Origin of the sequence: Streptomyces sp. CA-243310 (assembly GCF_050936775.1) — a bacterium.
In the GTDB taxonomy this organism is placed as follows: Bacteria; Actinomycetota; Actinomycetes; order Streptomycetales; family Streptomycetaceae; genus Streptomyces.
In genome coordinates, this window is the sequence record NZ_JBNJMF010000002.1 from 2,253,690 (window position 1) to 2,271,187 (window position 17,498).

Sequence of the window (17,498 nt, forward strand, 5' to 3'; positions counted from 1 at the left end):
CGAGAACATATGGCCGAATTCTGTGGTTATGTGGGCCACCCGAGTTCGGGGGTGCGGTCACCCGGGGCCCGGGATGGTGGGACCATGTGAGGGTCTGCCGGGGCAACGGTGAGGTGAGGGGATTGATGGGGTCTGAGTCCGGCCGCGTCCAACGCGGCGAGCAGAGCAGGATTTCCCAGTGGCTGCGCCGCCGGCCGAAACCCACTCCGGAGGACCCCGGCGAGGAACGCGAAGCCCTGCTGTTGGCCGTCGCCGCCGCGGGCCTCCCGATCGCCCCGGCCGCCCATCCCGCCGGCTACCGGTGTTCCTGCGACCGCATCGGCTGTCCCACGCCGGCGCGGCACCCCGTCTCCTTCGCCTGGCAGACCCAGTCGACCACCGACCGCGCGCAGATCGAGCGGTGGGCCCGCAACCAGCCCCAGGCCAACTTCATCACCGCGACCGGCATGGTCCACGACGTCCTGGACGTCCCGCTGGAGGCCGGCCGTGACGCGCTGACCCGCCTGCTGGCCGCCGGTGTCGAGGTGGGCCCGGTCGCCGAGTCCGGCGGTACGGGCGAACAGGCACGGATGCTGTTCTTCACCGCCACCCGGGGCACCCCGGAGGACGAGGACGAGTGGTGGCCGTGCGAACTGGACTGCCACCCCGAGACGATGGACGAACACCCGGGCCTGCGCTGGCACTGCCGGGGCAGCTACGTCCTGGTCCCGCCGGCCGCCCTCCCCGGTGACCTCTCGGTCGGCTGGCTGCGCGGCATGGAGCACCCGCTCCCGGACCCGCTGACGCTGCTGGAGACCCTCACGGACGCCTGCGCCCTCTACGCGGGCTCCGCCGCCCGGACCCCGGAGGCCGTGGCCTGGCCCCTGGGCCGCTGAGCCCCTCGGCCCCGGAGCCCGGCCCCGGAGCCCGGCCCCGGAGCCCTCGACGGACCGCCGGCCCCTCAGTGGATCTGCGTCACGACCACGTCGAGGGACCACGCCTTCGCCGGCTTCGCGGGAACGTCGGCCTCCACCGCGTAGCCGAGGTCCCGCAGGGCCGTCACCAGCTCCGCCGGCGACTCCGGGGCCGCCCCGGCGAGCAGCAGGTCCCGGACCAGCCGCCCCTTCGTGGCCTTGTTGAAGTGGCTCACCACCGACCGCTTCTCCACGCCGTCCACGGTCTGCGCGTGCAGCACCCGCACCGTGGCGGTCCGCCCCGCGACCTCGCCCTTGGGCTTCCACGCGGAGGCGTAGGCCGAGGACCGCAGGTCCAGCACCAGCCCGTCCCCGGCGGCCTCCGGCAGCACCGACGCCATCGGCTCCCGCCAGTACGCGCCCAGCGCCCCCAGCCCCGGCAGCCTGACGCCCATGGAGCACCGGTACGACGGGATGCGGTCGGTGACCCGTACCGCGCCCCACAGCCCGGAGAAGACCAGCAGCGACCGCTCGGCCGCCGCGACGGCGGACGCGGGCAGGTCGGCCAGGCCGAGCGCGTCGTACAGCACCCCGGTGTAGATCTCGCCGGCCGGTCGCGCGACGGCCGTGCGCAGCTCGGCGTTCTTCGCGATCTCGCCCCGCAGCCCCTCGCTGAGGCCCAGGACCTCGCGCGCCTTGAACTCGTCGCCGACGCACAGCTCGACCAGTTCCTCCAGGACCGCCGCCCGCGCCCCGGCCAGCCCCGGCAGCGACAGCGTGTCCGGCTTCAGCGGTGCGCCGGAGCCGCCGGCGGCCTTTCCCTCGGAGGGCGGCAGCAGCACGAGCACGGTGGTTCTCCTTCGGTACGACACGGCGCAGGGGGTGCGGCCCCCGAGCCAGGGTAGACGGCTCGACGCGACGGCGAGGCCGCCCGGCCATAGGCTCGGTCCATGCCACGCCGTCACCTGCACATGACCGGCGCAGACGGGGCTGCCCTGCGGGCCGCACTGCGTGACCTGCGGACGAAGCTCGACGTGCCGCGGGAGTTCCCCGCCGAGGTGCTCGCCGAGGCGGAGCGGGTCGTACGCGATCCGCGCCTGCCGGCGTACGACGCCACCGATCTCCCCCTCTTCACCCTCGACCCGCCGACCTCCCTCGATCTCGACCAGGCCATGCACCTGGCGAGGCGGCCCGCCGGCGGCTACCGCGTGCACTACGCCATCGCGGACGTCGCGGCCTTCGTGACGCCCGGCGGCGCCCTCGACGCCGAGGCCCACCGCCGGGTCACCACCCTGTACTTCCCCGACGGGAAGGTCCCCCTGCACCCGGCGGTGCTCTCGGACGGCGCGGCGAGCCTGCTGCCCGACCAGGACGCCCCCGCGCTGCTGTGGCGGTTCGACCTGGACGCCGACGGCCGGGTCGAGACCACCGAGGTGCGCCGCGCGCTGGTGCGCAGCCGCGCCAAGCTCGACTACTCCGGCGTCCAGCGGGCGATCGACTCCGGTACGGCGGAGGAGACCGTGGCCCTGCTCAAGGACATCGGGGTGCGCCGCGAGGCCCTGGAGACCGAACGTGGCGGGGTCTCCCTCGACGTGCCCGACCAGGAGATCGTCGAGCACGACGGCGCGTACACCCCGGCCTACCGGATCCCGCTGCCGGCGGACGGCTGGAACGCCCAGATGTCGCTGATGACCGGCATGGCCGCCGCCGAACTGATGCTCGCCGCGGGCGCCGGCATCCTGCGCACCCTCCCGAACGCCCCCGACGGCGCGGTCGGCCGGCTGCACCGGGTGGCGAAGGCCCTGCGGATCGAGTGGCCCCACCACGTCCCGTACGCCGAACTCGTCCGCTCCCTCGACCCGCGGCTCCCCCACCACGCGGCGTTCCTCCAGGAGTGCACGACCCTGCTCCGCGGCGCCGGGTACACCGTCTTCACCGACGGGCGGACCCCCGACCCGCTGCTGCACGCGGCGGTGGCCGCCCCGTACACGCACTGCACCGCTCCCCTGCGACGGCTCGTCGACCGCTACACCGGCGAGCTGTGCGTGGCGGCGGTCGCCGGGGTCGCACCGCCTGCGTGGGCGGTCGACGCGCTGGCCGGGCTCCCCCGCGAGATGGCGGAGGGCAACCGGCTGGCCAACACGGTGGAACGGGAGTCCGTGAACCTGGTCGAGGCCGCCCTGCTGACGGGCCACGTCGGCGACACCTTCGACGCGGTGGTCATCGACGTCAAGGAACGCGAGCCGCTGGTGGGAACGGTCCATCTGGAGGACCCCGCGGTGGTCGGCCGCGTCGAGTCCCCGGCCGACGCGTTGCCGCTCGGCGAACGGATCCGGGTCCGGCTCACGGCGGCCGACCTGGGCACCGCGCGGATCCTGTTCGCCCCGGCCTGATCCCGTCCGCCCGTCGCCGGCCATGGCCACGGGCCCCGGCTCCTGTCATCATCTGCGCACGGCGCCACAGGACCGGGCCGTGCGCCGCCTCGGGGGAGGACAACGGATGGGTGCCGTCCACATACCCGCGCGCCCACCGGCGCACCGCCCGCCCCGGACCGCGCGGACGCCGGTCCGGCCCCTGACCCGGCCGCCGGCTCCCCCGCTGCGCCCCCACATCGTCAACTACACCGGGTTCCTCACCGAGTTCGCGGTCCCCCGACGCCGGCTGGAGCTGCCGACCGGCCTGGTCACGCTCGTCTTCACCTTCACCGAGGGGCTGTGGGTGGCCCGTACCGGCGCGGGCGCCGACATCGGGGGAGCCGACGGCGGGGGCGTCGCCCTCGCGGGCGCCGGGCTCGACACGGCCCGGCTGATGCCCGCCTCCCGCGCCCTGATCAGCGGCCCCCGCAGCGGTCCGGCGATAGGGGTGCACGCGGGCCGGGTCCACGGGTTGGAGGTGAACATGAGCCCGCTGGGCGCCTACCGGCTGTTCGGCATCCCCATGGTGCACTTCGAGGAGGCCCGGGTGGACCTGGCGGAGGTCCTGGGCCCCGACGGGCGGCACCTGGCGGACCGGCTCGCGGCGTTGGGCGGCTGGCGGGAGCGGTTCGACCTGCTCGACTCGGTGTTCGTCGCCCGTCTGGAGCGGGGGCCGGCCGTCGCGCCCGAGGTGCGCGGGGCGCTGGCCCGGCTGTGGGCCGACAGCGGGACCTCCCTGGCCCGGGCGACGGCCGGGTCCGGCTGGAGCGCCCGCACGCTGCGCGCCCGGTTCCGTGAGCAGGTCGGGCTGTCGCCGAAGGCCGTCGCCCGGGTGTTCCGCCTCCAGTACGCGCTGCGCCGGCTCGCGGCCGGGGAGCCGCCCGCCCGGGTCGCGGCGGCCTGTGGTTACCACGACCAGGCCCACTTGAGCCGGGAGGTGAAGGCGATGACCGGGCTGCCGCCGTCCCGCTTCGCGCTGTTGCGCGGGGGGCTGCCGCCGGGGTCGGCCATCGACCGGACGCCGGGCCGGATCACGAGCGTGCTGCTGTGAATCGGCCACGCGTGCCGTTTTTGACAAGACAGGGCCGCTCCGGTTTGCCACGCTCGGCGCGGGACCCCGCACTGCGTCGGCTCGTCACGGGGGTGTGAGCCGGCGCAGTGCGGTGACCAGGGCGCGCGGGTCGTCGGCGTGGAAGCGGATGGTGCGCGCCTGCCCCGGCCCGCCGAGGGGGCGGACGAAGGACAGCGGACGGTTCAGTTCCAGTGTCACGGAGGTCTGGCTCCCGACGATCAGGTCGAGCAGCTGCTCCTCCTCGTCCAGGGTGACCAGCCGTCCTTCGGGGTAGCGGCGGTCCACCCGGACCGAGGTCACCGCGTCCGGCGGGACGGTGAGGTCGAACAGGGCCCCGTACCGGATCCGCAGGGAGCCGTCGGCGCCGACGACGTGCGGTCGCACCACGCAGGCGGCGTGCATCGCGAGGACCAGCACCACCCCGTACACGTCGAGGACGAGCACCACCCGGTGCACGGCCGGCCAGGGGATCAGCAAGGCCAGCGCGACGGTCTCGATCAGCGACACGAAGAGCAACCCGTACATCATGGCCGTCTGCGGGCCGGTGTACCCGGCGGGCACGTCGCCCGTCCCGACGCCGTGCGGTGCCCGGCGTCCGAGCCACCGCCCGAGTGAGGCGGCGGCCCGCAGTTCGTGCAGCAGCAGTCGGCGGACGGTTTGCGGGACCACCGCGCGCACGGCTCCCCGCCAGGCCTCCCCGGGGGCGGCGCCCCGGGCGCGCCGCTCGACGTAGAGCCCGCGCAGTACCCGGGCCTCCAGCAGCAGCACCCCGAGCACCAGCGTCTCGGCCGCGATCGGCACCCAGCCGGGCAGCCGCACCCCGGCCACCAGGCAGACCACCAGCGCCAGTTCACCGGGGACGACGGCGGTCGCCGCGATCCGGGCCGCCCTGATCGCGCTCATCCCCTGCCCCTCTCCATGAACCCCTCCATGACCCGGCGCACGACTTCCGCCTGCGCCGGCGGGTACTCGGCGAGCAACGCCTCCTTGAACCCGGGGGCGACCGGCCCGTCCGACGGGATCGCGGCGAACACCTCGTCGGGCACGGCCGCCACCAGGGCCCGCGCGAGGGGAGCGATTCGCGGGTCGTCGACGGGTGCGCCGGCCAGCTCGTCGAGCCGCTCGTACAGGGTGAGGACGGCCGGATCGGCGGCCAACGTCCCGAGCAGGGCGTAGACCTCGTCGCCGATGGCGCCCGTGCCGTCGAGCAGCGTGAGGTGTTCGCGGTCCAGGGCGGCGCTGGGCGAGTCCGTCGCCGGCGCCTTGGCGAGCAGCGCGGCGAGCGCCGGCGACAGCGGCTCGACCTCCCCGGGCGGGGCGGCGAGGAGCAGGGCGAGCCGCTGCCGGCGGGCGGCCAGTTCGGCCTGCTGCCGGGCCAGGTCGGCGTCCAGTTCCGCCAGTACCTCGGCCAGTTCGCGGCCCGCGTCGTCGGCGAGGACGTCGCGGACCTCGTCGAGGCTCAGCCCCAGCTCGGTGAGCCGGCGTACACGGGCCAGCAGGACCGCGTCGCGCACGGTGTAGGCCCGGTATCCGTTGGGGCGCCGCTCCGGTTCCGGGAGCAGCCCGACTTGGTGGTAGTGCCGGATCGCCCGGGTGGTGAGCCCGACGAGCGCGGCGATCTCTCCGATCCGCATGGGGACAGTAGAAACCCTGCCGTCACGTCAAGGTCAAGCGGCCTCGGGGGTGCCGGTAGCATGGTCGTCACGCAGAACGACACAAGCGGGCGGCCGCGTCGGGATCCTCGGATCCCGCCGAGGAACGTCCGGGCTCCACAGGGCAGGGTGGTGGCTAACGGCCACCCGGGGTGACCCGCGGGACAGTGCCACAGAAAACAGACCGCCGGGGACCTCGGTCCTCGGTAAGGGTGAAACGGTGGTGTAAGAGACCACCAGCGCCTGAGGTGACTCAGGCGGCTAGGTAAACCCCACCCGGAGCAAGGTCAAGAGGAGTCGTCTCCGGACGGCTCTGCGCGGACGATCGAGGGCTGCCCGCCCGAGTCCGCGGGTAGACCGCACGAGGCCGGCGGCAACGCCGGTCCTAGATGGATGGCCGTCTCCCCGGCGACCGCGAGGTCACCGGGCGACAGAACCCGGCGTACAGCTTGTGTCGTTCTGCGCCACCGCCCTGACCAGGGGTTTCCTCCGGTCAGGGCGGTTTCGTGCGTTCGGGCGGTCTTGTCCGGGGCGCGCGGCGGTGTCAGCGCAGGTGGCCGGTGTCGTTCAGCAGCCGCACCGAGGCGTTGCCGTCGGCGTAGTAGGCCACGGCCGAGAGGGAGGCCGCGGACAGCTCCATCTTGAACAGCGACTCGGGCGGGGCGCCCAGGGCGAGGCGCACCAGCGTCTTGACCGGGGTCACGTGCGTGACGACCAGCACCGTCCGGCCGGCGTGCGCGGACACCAGCCGGTCGCGGGCGGCCGAGACCCGGCGGGTGACGGTGGCGAAGCTCTCGCCGCCGCCCGTGGGGGCGGCCTTCGGGGAGTCCAGCCATGCCTGGAGGTCGTCGGGGAAGCGTGCGCGCACCTCGGCGAAGGTCAGGCCCTCCCACGCGCCGAAGTCCGTCTCGCGCAGGCCCTCTTCGATCGCCACCGGCAGGCCGAGCCGGTCGGCGACCGCCTGGGCGGTCTCCCGGCAGCGTCGCAGCGGGGAGCTGACGACGGCCTGTACGGTGCCCCGCGCGGCCAGCGCCTCGGCGACCGCGGCGGCCTGGCGGCGACCGGCCGGGGAGAGTTCGGGGTCGGTGCCGCCGCTGCCGGAGAAGCGCTTCTGCGGGGTCAGGGCCGTCTCGCCGTGCCGCAGCAGTACCAGGGTCGCGGGCGCGCCGAGGTCGGGACCCCAGCCGGTGCCCGTCGTGGGCGCGGCGGCGGTGGGCTCACCGGACTCGCCGGGCTCCGCGAAGAGGGTGTCGGCGGCCGGAGCCGCCGAGGCGGCGAGCGCCGCCCGGACGGCGGCCGCGCCGGCCGCCGCGTCCCCGGGCGGCCCGGAGGCCGGCGGGGTCGCCAGGGCGCGCGCGGCGCTCCGGTCGAAGACGGCCGTGGAGCCCGAGGGTTCCCACTGCCTGCCGCGCTTGCCGGCGTCCATGGCCTCGTTGGCGAGCCGGTCCGCGTGCTTGTTCTTCTCGCGCGGGATCCACTCGTACGTCACCTGCGAGCGGGGCAGGATCTTCGCCGCCTCCGCCGCGAGCGGCTTCATGTCCGGGTGCTTGATCTTCCAGCGCCCCGACATCTGCTCGACGACGAGCTTGGAGTCCATGCGGACGAGGACCACCGCGTCAGGCGCCAGCTCGTGCGCGGCGCGCAGCCCGGCGATCAGGCCCTTGTACTCCGCCACGTTGTTCGTCGCGACGCCGATGTACTCGGCGCGCTCGGCGAGGGTTTCCCCCGTCGCCGGGTCGAGGACGACCGCGCCGTAGCCGGCGGGCCCCGGGTTGCCCCGGGAGCCGCCGTCCGCTTCCACGACAAACCGCGGCATCAGATGCCCGAGTCGGCCGCACGGACGAGGATGCGTCCGCAGTTCTCGTGGCGGACGACCTGGTCGCGGGCCGCGGCCTTGATCTCGTTGATCTCGGCCATGTCGAGCTCCAGGCGGCAGCCCTCGCAGCGGCGCTGGTAGAGGCGCGCGGCGCCGACGCCGCCCTGCTTGACGCGGATCTTCTCGTACAGCGCCATCAGGGCTTGCGGCATGGAGCCGACGATGACCTCGCGGTCCTTGGCGATGCCGGCGACCTCGGCGTCGATCTCACCGGTGGCGGCGTCACGGCGGGCGGTGGCGTCCGCGAGCTTGACCTCCAGCGAGGCGACCCGATCGGTCAGCTCGGTGACGCGCTCCTGCGCGCCCTCCAGACGCTCCATGACCTCCAGGACGACGTCCTCCAGGTCGCCCTGGCGCTTGGCGAGCAGGACGACCTCGCGCTGGAGGTTCTCCAGGTCGCGGGCCGAGACGCCGACGCCCGAGTCGAGCCGCTGCTGGTCGCGGGCCGCGCGCTGACGGACCTGGTCGACGTCCTGCTCCGCCTTGGTCTGCTCGCGGGCGGCGTCCTTGGCCTGGGTCTGGACGGCGACGAGCAGGTCGCGCTGCTGGGCGAGGTCCTTGGTCAGGGAGTCGACCTCGGCGTGCTCGGGCAGCGACTTGCGCTTGTGGGCGAGCTGAGACAGCCGGACGTCCAGGGCCTGGACGTCGAGAAGTCGGATCTGGTCGGCGGGCTCGGCGTTCAGTTGGGGGCTCCAGGGTTATGAGAAGGGGAGGTCACGGACGGCGCGTGCGCCGTCCACGGGTCGGTGACCGTGCGCGAGACGTGGGTCCGCAGACCCCAGCCGTGGCGCTCGGAGATCGCGTCGAGCTGCGCTGCGGCCTGCTCGCACCAGGGCCACTCGGTGGCCCAGTGGGCGGCGTCGACGAGGGCGAGGGGGCTCTGCCCGCGGGCCTCGGACACCGGGTGGTGGCGCAGGTCGGAGGTGAGGAAGACGTCCACGCCGGCGGCGCGGACCTGCTCGAAGAGGCTGTCGCCGGAGCCGCCGCTGACGGCGACGGTGCGGATCGGCGTGTCCGGGTCACCGGCCACGCGGATGCCCTGGGCGGTCTGGGGCAGCCAGGCGGCGGCGCGGGCGGCGAACTCGCGGAGGGTCTCGGGGTGGTCCAGTTCGCAGATCCGGCCGAGACCGCGACGGCCCTCGGGGTCGGTGGGGTCCGGGACCAGGGGGCCGGTGATGCGCAGGTCGAGGGCGCCGGCCAGGGCGTCGGAGACCCCGGGGTCGGCGGTGTCGGCGTTGGTGTGCGCGACGTGCAGGGCGATGTCGTTCTTGATCAGCGTGTGCACGACGCGGCCCTTGAAGGTGCCCGCCTCGACGGTGGTGGTGCCCCGCAGGTAGAGGGGGTGGTGGGTGACGACCAGGTCGGCCCCCAGCTTCACGGCCTCGTCGATGATCTCCTGGACGGGGTCGACGGCGAACAGGACGCGGGAGATCTCGGCGTCGGGATCGCCGCAGACGGTTCCGACGGCGTCCCACTGCTCGGCCCGCGAGGGGGGCCAGAGAGCGTCCAGCGCGGCGATGACTTCAGAGAGACGGGGCACGGGCCAAGGCTACCGTCCGCCCGGACCGGCCCCGTGCTCGACGTCGGACCGTCCCCGCGGGCGGTCGCCGGGTGTCCCGGGGCGTCTTCGGGGGCTCCCGGGGGGTGACGCGGGACCCGCCCTCCTCATCCCAAACCCCCCGAAATGGCACAGCACACTGCCGACCCCGGTCTGAGGGGAACGCCCATCGGGCCACCCGTACGTGTGAAGCGCGGTTGCTGGTGTTGTTCGGCGAGAGGCACGAAAACTAGCTTCCTCACCGGAGGTGACGGCCCGGATGACTGTCTGTGCCATCGAAATGACGACGACGGCCCCGTTCACGATCGCCGCGGACGGGTCGTACGCGACCCGCCTGGCCGGGGTCGGCGAGGCCCGCTACCCGGAGCGTTGGACCCTCTCCGGACCCGAGCCCTACGCGGTTCCGCTGCCGCTCTCGCAGCCGGAGGAGGCGGACACCGAGGTGTCGCCGCTCGCCGACGGGCGGGTGCTGATCCATCGTCGCGTCGCGGACCGGCACGCGTTCGCGCTGCTGTACCCGACGGGACCCGTCGGGTCGGCGGGCGCCGGCGGGGGCCCTTGCACCGGGGAACGCCCGCTGGGCGCCGTGCAGCCCGCGACCGAGGACGTACGGGTGAGCCTGCTGCCGCCGTCCCCGGACGGCGACGTCGCCTTCGCCCTGGAGGTGGGGGCGGACGAGACCGTCGTCTGGCAGGTGGCCGGGAGCGCGTTCGGCCCGGAGCGCGTGGCCCGCGTGCCCGGCCGCTGTTCGGGCGGCGTCTGGCTGGACCGGGCGGGCCGCCTGTTGGCGCTGGACCGTGAACTGGACGGCCCCACCAAGACCGTGGTCGTCGACCTGGGCCGGGGCGGGGACGTCACCCCGCTCCTGCAGATCGCGGAGGACAGCGACGACCGGTTGCTGTCGGCGGCCCCGGACAGTGGCCTGCTGCTGATCCGCTCGGACGCGCCGGGCGAGCCCCGGCTCGGCTGGGGGGTTCTGGGCAGTTCCCGCCCGGTCCGCTTCCCGGAGTGCCTGCGGCCGGCGGACGCGGTGCCGTTCGCGGTGCAGCCGGGGCAGGCGCTGATGCCGGAGACCTGTGGGGTGGCGCTGCGCGTGCCCGAGGGCATCGTGTTGTGGCGGCCCGCCGACCGGCACGTCTTCCGTCTGGCGGCCCCGGTGGGCTGGCTCGGCGGCGGCCTGTGGAGCGCGGAGGGCCGGTTGCGCCTTCCGTACGCCACGCCGGAGGTCCCGTGCGGCGTGGCGACCCTGCGCCGGCCGATCGCCCCGCCGGCCCCGGTGCGCGTGGCCCCGGCGGAGGTGGCCCCGGTCGACGCGGAGCCGGTGGACCCGGCGCCGGTGGACGTGACGCCGGCGACGCCCCGCCCCGTCCCGCTCCAGCAGGCGCCGCTGAGCTGAGGCCCGTACGTCGGGCGTCGGCGGCCCTCTGCTAGACAGGGGGGATGGCGAACCCAGGGGCTCACGACGCGGTGCTGTGCGATGTCGACCAGGTGATCCGGTTCTACGACACGACCCGTGTGACGGAGCTGGAGCGGGCGACGGGGCTGGCCGAGGGCACGACCGGCAAGGTGGCGTTCGCCCCGGAGCGGGAGGAGCCGCTGATGGTGGGCCGGCTCACCCGCGACCAGTGGGCGGAGTCCGTCACGGCCGAACTCGCCGGGTCGTTCGGCCTGCCGGTCGATACGGCCCGCGCGTTGGCCGGCGCCTTCACCGGGGCGCCGTTCTCCGCCGACCCGGCGGTCGTGGACCTGCTGCGCCGGGTGCGCGCGGCGGGGGTGCCCGTGGTCCTGGTGACCAACGCGACCCTGGACCTGGAGGACGACCTGGAGTCCTTGGGCCTGGCCGATCTCGCGGACCACGTGGTGAGCAGCGCCCGCGTGGGCGTGGCGAAGCCGGACCGGGAGATCTACGAGATCGCCGCCGCCCGGGCGGGCGTGGACCCGGCCCGCTGCCTGTTCGTCGACGACCGCGAGGAGAACGTCCGGGCGGCCGTCGCGCTCGGCATGACGGGCGTCCACTACCGGGAGCCCGCCGACCTGCGTGGCCCGCTGGGCCTGGCGTCCGGGGCCTGACCCGGCGGGGACCGGGGCCCGTCGCCCCGGTCCCCGCTCGGGTCAGTCGTGCTTGAGGCCGAGGACCTCGGTGGCCGCGAAGGTCTCGTTCGCGGGGCGGGCGTCGTAGTGCGGGGTGAGGACCTCGTCGAGTTCCTCGTAGGAGAAGGCCTCCTTGGTGGTGTCGAACTTCGCGGCCACTCTGGGGCGTTCCATCACGACGACGATCCCGCCGTGCACCACGAACAGTTGCCCGTTGGCCTTCGCCGAGGCGGGCGAGGCGAGGTAGCCGACCAGCGGGGAGACGTGCTCGGGGGCGAGTGCGTCGAGCCTGTCGTCCTGCGGGACCTGGAAGCCGGCGAAGACGTCCTCGGTCATGCGGGTGCGGGCGCGCGGGCAGATCGCGTTGGCCGTGACCCCGTACTTGGCGAGGGCGAGGGCCGTCGAGGTGGTGAGGCCCACGATGCCGCCCTTGGCCGCCGCGTAGTTCGGCTGGCCGGCAGAGCCGCCGAGGAAGGCCTCGGAGGAGGTGTTGACGATCCGGCCGTAGACCGGGCCGCCGGCCGCCTTGGAGCGTTCCCGCCAGTGCACCGAGGCGAAGTGGGTGGTGTTGAAGTGTCCCTTGAGGTGGACCCGGATCACCGAGTCCCACTCGGCCTCCGACATCGAGAAGACCATCCGGTCGCGGAGGATGCCCGCGTTGTTGACGAGGACGTCGAGCTTGCCGAAGCTGCTGACGGCCAGTGCGACCAGTTCCCGGGCCTGCTCGAAGTCGGCGACGTCGCCGAGGTGGGCGACGGCCGCTCCGCCCGCCGCGCGGATCTCCGCGGCCACCTCCTCCGCCGGGGCGGCGGAGGCCTCCCCCGAGCCGTCGCGGCCGGGTTGGCCGAAGTCGTTGACGACCACGCTCGCGCCGAGCCGGGCGAGTTCGATCGCCTCCGCCCGGCCCAGGCCCCGGCCCGCCCCCGTGACGATCGCGGAGAGTCCCTCAAGTGGCAGTGACATCCGTACGGTTCCTCTCTCGGAGTTCGCTCAGAGTTCGATGCAGGTGCGCAGGGCGACGCCGGTGCGCATCTGGTCGAGGGCCTCGTTGATCTCGCCGAGCCGCACCCGGTGGGTGATCAGGCCCGCGAGGTCCACCCGGCCGGCCCGCCACAGGGCGATGGTGCGCTCGTAGGAACGCAGGACGTCGCCGCCGCCGTACATCGACGGCAGGATCTTCTTCTCGTCGAAGAACAGCGAGAACATGTTGATCGAGTAGTTGTCGTCGAGGGCGCCCGCGCCGACCACGACGACGGAGCCGCCGCGGCGGGTCATCTCGTAGGCGGTCTGCGTGGTAGCGGACTTGCCGACCACCTCGAAGACGTAGTCGAAGCCCTCGCCCGCGGTGATCCGGTTCCTGGCGTCACCGAAGGCCTCCGGGGAGACGGCCTCGGTCGCCCCGAAGCGCAGCGCCGCCTCGCGCCGTGAGGCGACCGGGTCGACGGCGACGATCTGGGCGGCGCCCTGCACCTTGGCGCCCTGGATGACGGAGATCCCGACGCCGCCGCAGCCGATGACGGCGACCGAGGAGCCGGCTTCGACCTTGGCCGTGTTGATGGCGGCGCCGAGTCCGGTGGTGACGCCGCAGCCGATCAGGGCGGCGATGTCGAAGGGGACGTCGTCGGGGATCGGTACGGCGCACCCGGCGGGGACGACCATCTCCTCGGCGAAGGTGCCGGTGCCGGCGAAGCCGAAGATGTCGTCGCTCCCGCGCCGGAAGTTGGGGGTGGCGACGTTCCCGAACGCCTCCAGGCACAGGTGTCCCTGGCCCCGCTTGCAGGAGGGACAGTGGCCGCAGGGCGGCAGCCAGCAGACCAGGACCCGGTCCCCGATCTTGTGGCCGGTGACCCCGTCGCCGACGTCCGTGATGACGCCCGAGCCCTCGTGCCCGGGGATGAAGGGGGCCGGCTGCGGCAGCACGCCGCTCATCGCGGAGAGGTCGGAGTGGCACAGGCCGGTGGCCTTGATCCGGATCCTGACCTTGCCGGGGCCGAAGCCCACGGCCTCCATGTCGTCGACGACTTCGAGCTTGTCCTGACCGATCTCGCTCTGCAGTGCTGCGCGCACGGTGCGGCTCCTTGGGTCGTGTGGTTTGCGCGTGTTCGACGCCTACGCGTGTTCGACGACGGTGTCGGCGAGGACCGGCGCGTCGTCCCGTTCGACGGCGGTCACCGACACCCGCACCCGGCCGGGCTCTTCCCACATCCGGATGCGCAGGGTCTCGCCGGGGAAGACGATCCCGGCGAAGCGGGTGCGGTAGGCGCGGACCCGGGTGACGTCGCCGCCCAGCGCGGTGTCGACGACGGCCTTGAGGGTCATCCCGTACGAGCACAGGCCGTGCAGGATCGGCCGGTCGAAGCCGGCCGGTTTCGCGAACTCCGGGTCGGCGTGCAGCGGGTTCCAGTCGCCCGACAGCCGGTAGAGCAGCGCCTGCTCCTCACGGATGTGTCGTTCGACGGTCCGGTCGGGCTCCCGGTCGGGCGCCTCCTCCTTCACGGAGGGTCCGCGTTCCCCGCCGAAGCCGCCTTCGCCGCGGACGAAGATCTGGGCGTCGCTGGTCCACAACGGCCCGTCGGCGTCGGTGACCTCGGAGCGCAGGACGATCACGGCCGCCTTGCCCTTGTCGTGAATGGCGGCGACGTGGGAGCTGGAGGTGGCCCGCCCCTTGACGGGGATCGGCCGGTGCAGCTCGATGGAGTGTCCGCCGTGCAGGACGGCGGCGAGGTTCACGTCGATCCCGGGGGCGGCGAGGCCGCCGAGCATCGCCATGCCGGCGCCGGCGACGGTCGCGAAGCTGGGGAGGACGTGGAGTTTGGATTCGAGGGTGTAGCGCAGCTCGTCGGGGTCGGTGGCCGGGCGGCCGGCGCCGAGGCCGAGGTGGTAGAGCTGGATGTCCTTGTGGTCCCAGGCGATGTCCCCGCGGCGGGGGGCGGCGGCGAGGGCCTTCGCGGCATCGATCGGCATTGAGGACGCTGCTCCTTGTGTGTCGTTCGTGCTTCCACCGAGTGGAAGACCTCGGTGCGGCCGTCCGCACCGTCGGTCGCACCGAGGCCGTATGCGGGACCGACTCCGCGACTCGTTCTAGAACGCGTTCTAGGGTCGGTGAAGGAATGTATAACGCACGCCCCAGCACTTGGGAAGACTCCTGACTTCGCGTCAGGTCCTCTTTCGGCAGGACGGAAGTCCTGCCCCGGCGGCGCGGGGGGCCTACTCTGACAGGGTGGACGAAATGCCCGTTGCCTCCCGACCCGCCCGATCCCTGCGGGTGCTGCTGGACCCGCCGAACCCGGCCCTGGCGCTGCGGCTCGGCCTGCAACCGGACATCGACGTGGTGGCCTCGACCCTGAGCCGCCCCGCGGTGGCCCTGGTCGAGGAACTGGACGCGGTGGCGGCCCTGCTGGCCGACGACCCGGAGTGCGCCGTCCTGCTGATGACGGGGTCGGCGCATCCGGGGCTGCGCGACGCCGCCCTGGCCGCGGGGGCGGCGGGGCTGATCCTGCGGGACGGCCCGATCGACGACCTGGCGGAGTCCGTCCGGCGCGCGTCTCGGGGGGAGACGGTCGTCGACCCGGCCCTGGCGGGCCCGTAGCGCTCGCCCCCGCGCCCCGGAAAGCGGACCGCCCCGGCCACGCCCCGGTAGTGGGGGCGCGGTCGGGGCGGCGGGGCCATCAGGGCCGTCAGGCGATGAGGTTGCCCGGGTCGTTCACGTACGGCAGGGAGGCGAGCTGCCTGCCCCGCAGGGGTGCGTTCACGTTCCCCGTGCCCCCGTAGAGGTACTGCGCCGCCGCGCCGGAGGCGAGGAGATCGGGGCGGCCGTCGCGGTCGCCGTCGCCGATGCCGACGAGCGAGCCGTACTCGTTCCAGCCGGCGCCGAGCTTCGTGCGGGGCGCGAAGGTCCCGTCGCCCTTGCCGGCGTACAGCCACAGGACGCCGGCCTTGTCGCGGGCGAGGAGGTCGCCCGCCGCGCTGTCCGCGAGGTCGCCGACGGCCGTGAGTTCGTTGTAGATCCCCCAGCCCTCGCCGAGCTTGGTCCGCGCGGCGAACGGGGCGGTGGCGGAGCCGGTGCCCTTGTAGAGCCAGAGCGCCCCGGCGGTGTCCGTGGCGAGCAGGTCGGCGCGTCCGTCTCCGTTCAGGTCGCTGCCGCCGGCGATCTTGTCGTAGATCTGCCAGCCCCCGCCGACCTTGACCCGGTTGGCGAAGCCGCCGCGGCCCGTGCCGGGGTACAGCCACAGCACGCCGGCCTTGTCGCGGGCCACGAGGTCGCCGAACGCCGAGCGGTCGAGGTCCCCCGTCGCCTCGATCCGGTCGAAGGCGTCCCAGCCCGCGCCGAGCGACTGGCGCGGCTGGGCCGTCAGCTGCCCGAACTCCTTGGCGAAGGTGGTGTCGCTGCGCCACAGCCGACCGGAGCCGTCACGGGAGAGCACGTCCGTGCTGCCGTTGTCGTCGAAGTCGTGCGGCGCGGTCTTGCGGGTGACGGTGAACGTGCCGGAGGCGGAGGTGGCCGGGCCGATGCCGTTGAGCGGCCGGACCTTCAACTCCCAGGTGTACTCGCCGTTGTGGGCGCTCGCGTGGTCCGGTCCGATCCGCCCGTCCCAGGGGAACGTCGCGTCCGGGGTGTAGGGGTGCCTGATCGAGAGTGCGCGGGTCAGGCCGGTCCGTACGTGGCGCAGGGTGAGGTCGGCCTCGACGGTGCTCCGGGACAGCCCCCAACCGAGGTGGACCTCCCCGCCGTTCCGGTCGAGGTCGACGACGGCGGGGACCCTGTTCTCGGTGATGACCGCCTTGGTGGGTTCGCCGGTGGTCGCCACCAGGGTGACGGACGGCGTCCCGTCCGCACCGGGCACGATCTTGTAGAGGCCCTCGCCCTGGGCGACGGTGCCGCCGCGGACGTACAGGCCGTCGGGGGCGGCGGCGGACGAGGTGAGGTGGTCGAGCAGCTTCACCTTCGCCCCGGTGGCCGGGTCGTACGCGGTGGGGGCGTACAGCGGGTTCGTGTCGCCGCTGGAGAGGCCGCCCGCCTCGCCGTACACCACCCAGCCGCCGACCAGGCCGATCCGGAGGTCGCTGCTCCACGCGTCCTCGACCGGGATCTCGCGGACGGTGCCGGTGGCCCGCTCCCTGAGGAACACCGCCGGCTTGTCGGTGGAGTCGCCCTCGGTCCAGGCGACGTGCGTCGGGGAGACGGCGACGTCGCCGCCGGTGGAGCCCGGCGTCCGGTCGTGGATCTCGTCGACGGCGCCCGTGGCGAGGTCGAGCAGGCCCCACTGCGCGGTCGTGCCGACGGTGAACGTGACCAGGGCGTCCTCCGGGGTGCCCGGGGTGACCGCGATGGCGCTCGCGCCGGCCGGGAGGCCGGTCACGGTCACGGTGCCGTTGCCCTCGGTGGGGTGCGTGTGCTTGCGCAGCACCGTGCCGTCCGGGGACGTCGTGAAGACGGCGTTCGCCGCCGAACCGGCGTACTTGGCGCCGCCGGCCGGTCCGACGGGGACGTCGAGTATCGACATCGTGGTCAGGTTCCGGAGCGTGACCTGGTAGTGCATGGGAAAGACCAGGTAGTCCGTGGTCTTGGAGGATCGCAGGACGGCGGTGCCGGACCCGTAGCCCTGCGAGGCACCGTTCGAGTAGCGCGTCCAGCGCCTGTCGAAGGTTCCCTCCTCCCGCGTCATGAAGCCGGTGAGTCCGGCGTCGAGCAGCTTGGAGTTCTTCGGAAAGCCGATGACGTCGGCGGCGGCCTTCGCCGTCTTCGCCGCGCCGGCCGTGCCGGCGGCGTGCGCCGGGGCGGACAGCACGCCCGCGCCGAGCGTGACGGCGAGAACGGTGGTGGTGGCGGCGAGGATCCGCCGCCGGGTCGAGCGGGCGTGAGCCACGTTCACTTCTCCCTCAAAAGCACCAGGCGCACTGTGCGCCACGCCTGTGTGACTCCCGAGGGGGCGAAAAGTTGT

The 17,498-nt window shown here is 73.9% G+C and carries 16 protein-coding genes, 1 other RNA gene and 1 pseudogene; 7 read left to right on the top strand and 11 right to left on the bottom strand.

Going from position 1 to position 17,498, the window contains the following annotated elements:
* The first annotated feature begins 125 nt into the window (after positions 1 to 125).
* Complete coding sequence (locus ACQEVM_RS27765) at positions 126 to 875, top strand: bifunctional DNA primase/polymerase (RefSeq protein ID WP_402299146.1); 750 nt, start codon at positions 126 to 128, stop codon at positions 873 to 875.
* 65 nt (positions 876 to 940) lie between these two features.
* On the opposite strand, the gene yaaA is transcribed toward ACQEVM_RS27765, so the two are convergent.
* On the bottom strand, positions 941 to 1,741 hold the full coding sequence (gene yaaA, locus ACQEVM_RS27770; protein WP_433083456.1) for a peroxide stress protein YaaA: 801 nt from the start codon (positions 1,739 to 1,741) through the stop codon (positions 941 to 943).
* 102 nt (positions 1,742 to 1,843) lie between these two features.
* On the opposite strand from yaaA, the gene ACQEVM_RS27775 reads away from it, so the two are divergent.
* Positions 1,844 to 3,286: an RNB domain-containing ribonuclease gene (locus ACQEVM_RS27775; RefSeq protein WP_433083458.1), complete on the top strand. Its 1,443-nt coding sequence runs from the start codon at positions 1,844 to 1,846 to the stop codon at positions 3,284 to 3,286.
* 106 nt (positions 3,287 to 3,392) lie between these two features.
* Positions 3,393 to 4,358, top strand: a complete 966-nt coding sequence (locus ACQEVM_RS27780; protein WP_433083460.1) for a helix-turn-helix domain-containing protein — start codon at positions 3,393 to 3,395, stop codon at positions 4,356 to 4,358.
* Positions 4,359 to 4,442: 84 nt separating this feature from the next.
* Here the strand turns inward: ACQEVM_RS27780 and ACQEVM_RS27785 are convergent, their stop codons facing one another.
* The gene (locus ACQEVM_RS27785; RefSeq protein ID WP_433083462.1) at positions 4,443 to 5,282 is read right to left on the bottom strand and encodes a hypothetical protein; all 840 of its coding nucleotides are present in this window, start codon (positions 5,280 to 5,282) and stop codon (positions 4,443 to 4,445) included.
* Positions 5,279 to 6,013: a MerR family transcriptional regulator gene (locus ACQEVM_RS27790; RefSeq protein ID WP_433083464.1), complete on the bottom strand. Its 735-nt coding sequence runs from the start codon at positions 6,011 to 6,013 to the stop codon at positions 5,279 to 5,281. Before ACQEVM_RS27790 ends, ACQEVM_RS27785 begins: the two co-directional genes overlap by 4 nt.
* A gap of 77 nt (positions 6,014 to 6,090) precedes the next feature.
* On the opposite strand from ACQEVM_RS27790, the gene rnpB reads away from it, so the two are divergent.
* Positions 6,091 to 6,492, top strand: an RNA gene (gene rnpB / locus ACQEVM_RS27795) — RNase P RNA component class A.
* Between the two features lie 83 nt (positions 6,493 to 6,575).
* Here rnpB and ACQEVM_RS27800 read toward each other — a convergent pair.
* From ACQEVM_RS27800 to ACQEVM_RS27815, 4 genes and pseudogenes are all read right to left on the bottom strand, one after another.
* Positions 6,576 to 7,847 carry a bifunctional RNase H/acid phosphatase gene (locus ACQEVM_RS27800; RefSeq protein WP_433083466.1) on the bottom strand — a complete coding sequence of 424 codons (1,272 nt, stop codon included), beginning with the start codon at positions 7,845 to 7,847 and terminating at the stop codon, positions 6,576 to 6,578.
* Positions 7,847 to 8,059 (bottom strand): C4-type zinc ribbon domain-containing protein, encoded by a 213-nt coding sequence (locus ACQEVM_RS27805; protein ID WP_433083468.1) that lies wholly within the window; start codon positions 8,057 to 8,059, stop codon positions 7,847 to 7,849. Before ACQEVM_RS27805 ends, ACQEVM_RS27800 begins: the two co-directional genes overlap by 1 nt.
* 9 nt (positions 8,060 to 8,068) lie before the next feature.
* Positions 8,069 to 8,590 (bottom strand): annotated as a pseudogene (locus tag ACQEVM_RS27810) (zinc ribbon domain-containing protein); the annotation flags it as partial.
* Positions 8,587 to 9,447 (bottom strand): Nif3-like dinuclear metal center hexameric protein, encoded by an 861-nt coding sequence (locus ACQEVM_RS27815; RefSeq protein WP_433083470.1) that lies wholly within the window; start codon positions 9,445 to 9,447, stop codon positions 8,587 to 8,589. The gene ACQEVM_RS27815 and the pseudogene ACQEVM_RS27810, both read right to left, overlap by 4 nt.
* Positions 9,448 to 9,724: 277 nt before the next feature.
* Between ACQEVM_RS27815 and ACQEVM_RS27820 the strand changes: the two genes are divergently transcribed.
* Positions 9,725 to 10,861, top strand: a complete 1,137-nt coding sequence (locus ACQEVM_RS27820; RefSeq protein ID WP_433083472.1) for a hypothetical protein — start codon at positions 9,725 to 9,727, stop codon at positions 10,859 to 10,861.
* 44 nt (positions 10,862 to 10,905) lie between these two features.
* Positions 10,906 to 11,535: an HAD family hydrolase gene (locus tag ACQEVM_RS27825; RefSeq protein ID WP_433083474.1), complete on the top strand. Its 630-nt coding sequence runs from the start codon at positions 10,906 to 10,908 to the stop codon at positions 11,533 to 11,535.
* 42 nt (positions 11,536 to 11,577) lie between these two features.
* Here the strand turns inward: ACQEVM_RS27825 and ACQEVM_RS27830 are convergent, their stop codons facing one another.
* Genes ACQEVM_RS27830 through ACQEVM_RS27840 form a run of 3 tightly spaced genes read right to left on the bottom strand, consistent with a single transcriptional unit; the run spans position 11,578 to position 14,520 of the window.
* Positions 11,578 to 12,519: a 3-oxoacyl-ACP reductase gene (locus ACQEVM_RS27830; RefSeq protein ID WP_433083476.1), complete on the bottom strand. Its 942-nt coding sequence runs from the start codon at positions 12,517 to 12,519 to the stop codon at positions 11,578 to 11,580.
* A 27-nt stretch (positions 12,520 to 12,546) separates the two neighbouring features.
* Positions 12,547 to 13,623 carry a Zn-dependent alcohol dehydrogenase gene (locus ACQEVM_RS27835; protein WP_433083478.1) on the bottom strand — a complete coding sequence of 359 codons (1,077 nt, stop codon included), beginning with the start codon at positions 13,621 to 13,623 and terminating at the stop codon, positions 12,547 to 12,549.
* A 42-nt stretch (positions 13,624 to 13,665) separates the two neighbouring features.
* Positions 13,666 to 14,520, bottom strand: a complete 855-nt coding sequence (locus tag ACQEVM_RS27840) for a MaoC/PaaZ C-terminal domain-containing protein (RefSeq protein WP_433083480.1) — start codon at positions 14,518 to 14,520, stop codon at positions 13,666 to 13,668.
* Positions 14,521 to 14,785: 265 nt separating this feature from the next.
* Here ACQEVM_RS27840 and ACQEVM_RS27845 point away from each other — a divergent pair, with 265 nt between their 5' ends.
* Complete coding sequence (locus ACQEVM_RS27845; RefSeq protein WP_433083482.1) at positions 14,786 to 15,145, top strand: DNA-binding response regulator; 360 nt, start codon at positions 14,786 to 14,788, stop codon at positions 15,143 to 15,145.
* Positions 15,146 to 15,233: 88 nt separating this feature from the next.
* Here ACQEVM_RS27845 and ACQEVM_RS27850 read toward each other — a convergent pair whose 3' ends face one another.
* The gene (locus ACQEVM_RS27850; RefSeq protein ID WP_433083484.1) at positions 15,234 to 17,423 is read right to left on the bottom strand and encodes an FG-GAP repeat domain-containing protein; all 2,190 of its coding nucleotides are present in this window, start codon (positions 17,421 to 17,423) and stop codon (positions 15,234 to 15,236) included.
* Positions 17,424 to 17,498: the final 75 nt, after the last annotated feature.

What these genes read in the sequence shown, in the direction of transcription:
- ACQEVM_RS27845 (WP_433083482.1), top strand. Translation starts at nt 14,786, where the DNA reads ATGCCCGTTGCCTCCCGACCCGCCCGATCCCTGCGGGTGCTGCTGGAC.
- ACQEVM_RS27840 (WP_433083480.1), bottom strand. Translation starts at nt 14,520, where the DNA reads ATGCCGATCGATGCCGCGAAGGCCCTCGCCGCCGCCCCCCGCCGCGGG.
- ACQEVM_RS27830 (WP_433083476.1), bottom strand. Translation starts at nt 12,519, where the DNA reads ATGTCACTGCCACTTGAGGGACTCTCCGCGATCGTCACGGGGGCGGGC.
- ACQEVM_RS27820 (WP_433083472.1), top strand. Translation starts at nt 9,725, where the DNA reads ATGACTGTCTGTGCCATCGAAATGACGACGACGGCCCCGTTCACGATC.
- ACQEVM_RS27825 (WP_433083474.1), top strand. Translation starts at nt 10,906, where the DNA reads ATGGCGAACCCAGGGGCTCACGACGCGGTGCTGTGCGATGTCGACCAG.
- ACQEVM_RS27800 (WP_433083466.1), bottom strand. Translation starts at nt 7,847, where the DNA reads ATGCCGCGGTTTGTCGTGGAAGCGGACGGCGGCTCCCGGGGCAACCCG.
- ACQEVM_RS27790 (WP_433083464.1), bottom strand. Translation starts at nt 6,013, where the DNA reads ATGCGGATCGGAGAGATCGCCGCGCTCGTCGGGCTCACCACCCGGGCG.
- ACQEVM_RS27765 (WP_402299146.1), top strand. Translation starts at nt 126, where the DNA reads ATGGGGTCTGAGTCCGGCCGCGTCCAACGCGGCGAGCAGAGCAGGATT.
- ACQEVM_RS27780 (WP_433083460.1), top strand. Translation starts at nt 3,393, where the DNA reads ATGGGTGCCGTCCACATACCCGCGCGCCCACCGGCGCACCGCCCGCCC.
- ACQEVM_RS27785 (WP_433083462.1), bottom strand. Translation starts at nt 5,282, where the DNA reads ATGAGCGCGATCAGGGCGGCCCGGATCGCGGCGACCGCCGTCGTCCCC.
- ACQEVM_RS27805 (WP_433083468.1), bottom strand. Translation starts at nt 8,059, where the DNA reads ATGCCGCAAGCCCTGATGGCGCTGTACGAGAAGATCCGCGTCAAGCAG.
- ACQEVM_RS27775 (WP_433083458.1), top strand. Translation starts at nt 1,844, where the DNA reads ATGCCACGCCGTCACCTGCACATGACCGGCGCAGACGGGGCTGCCCTG.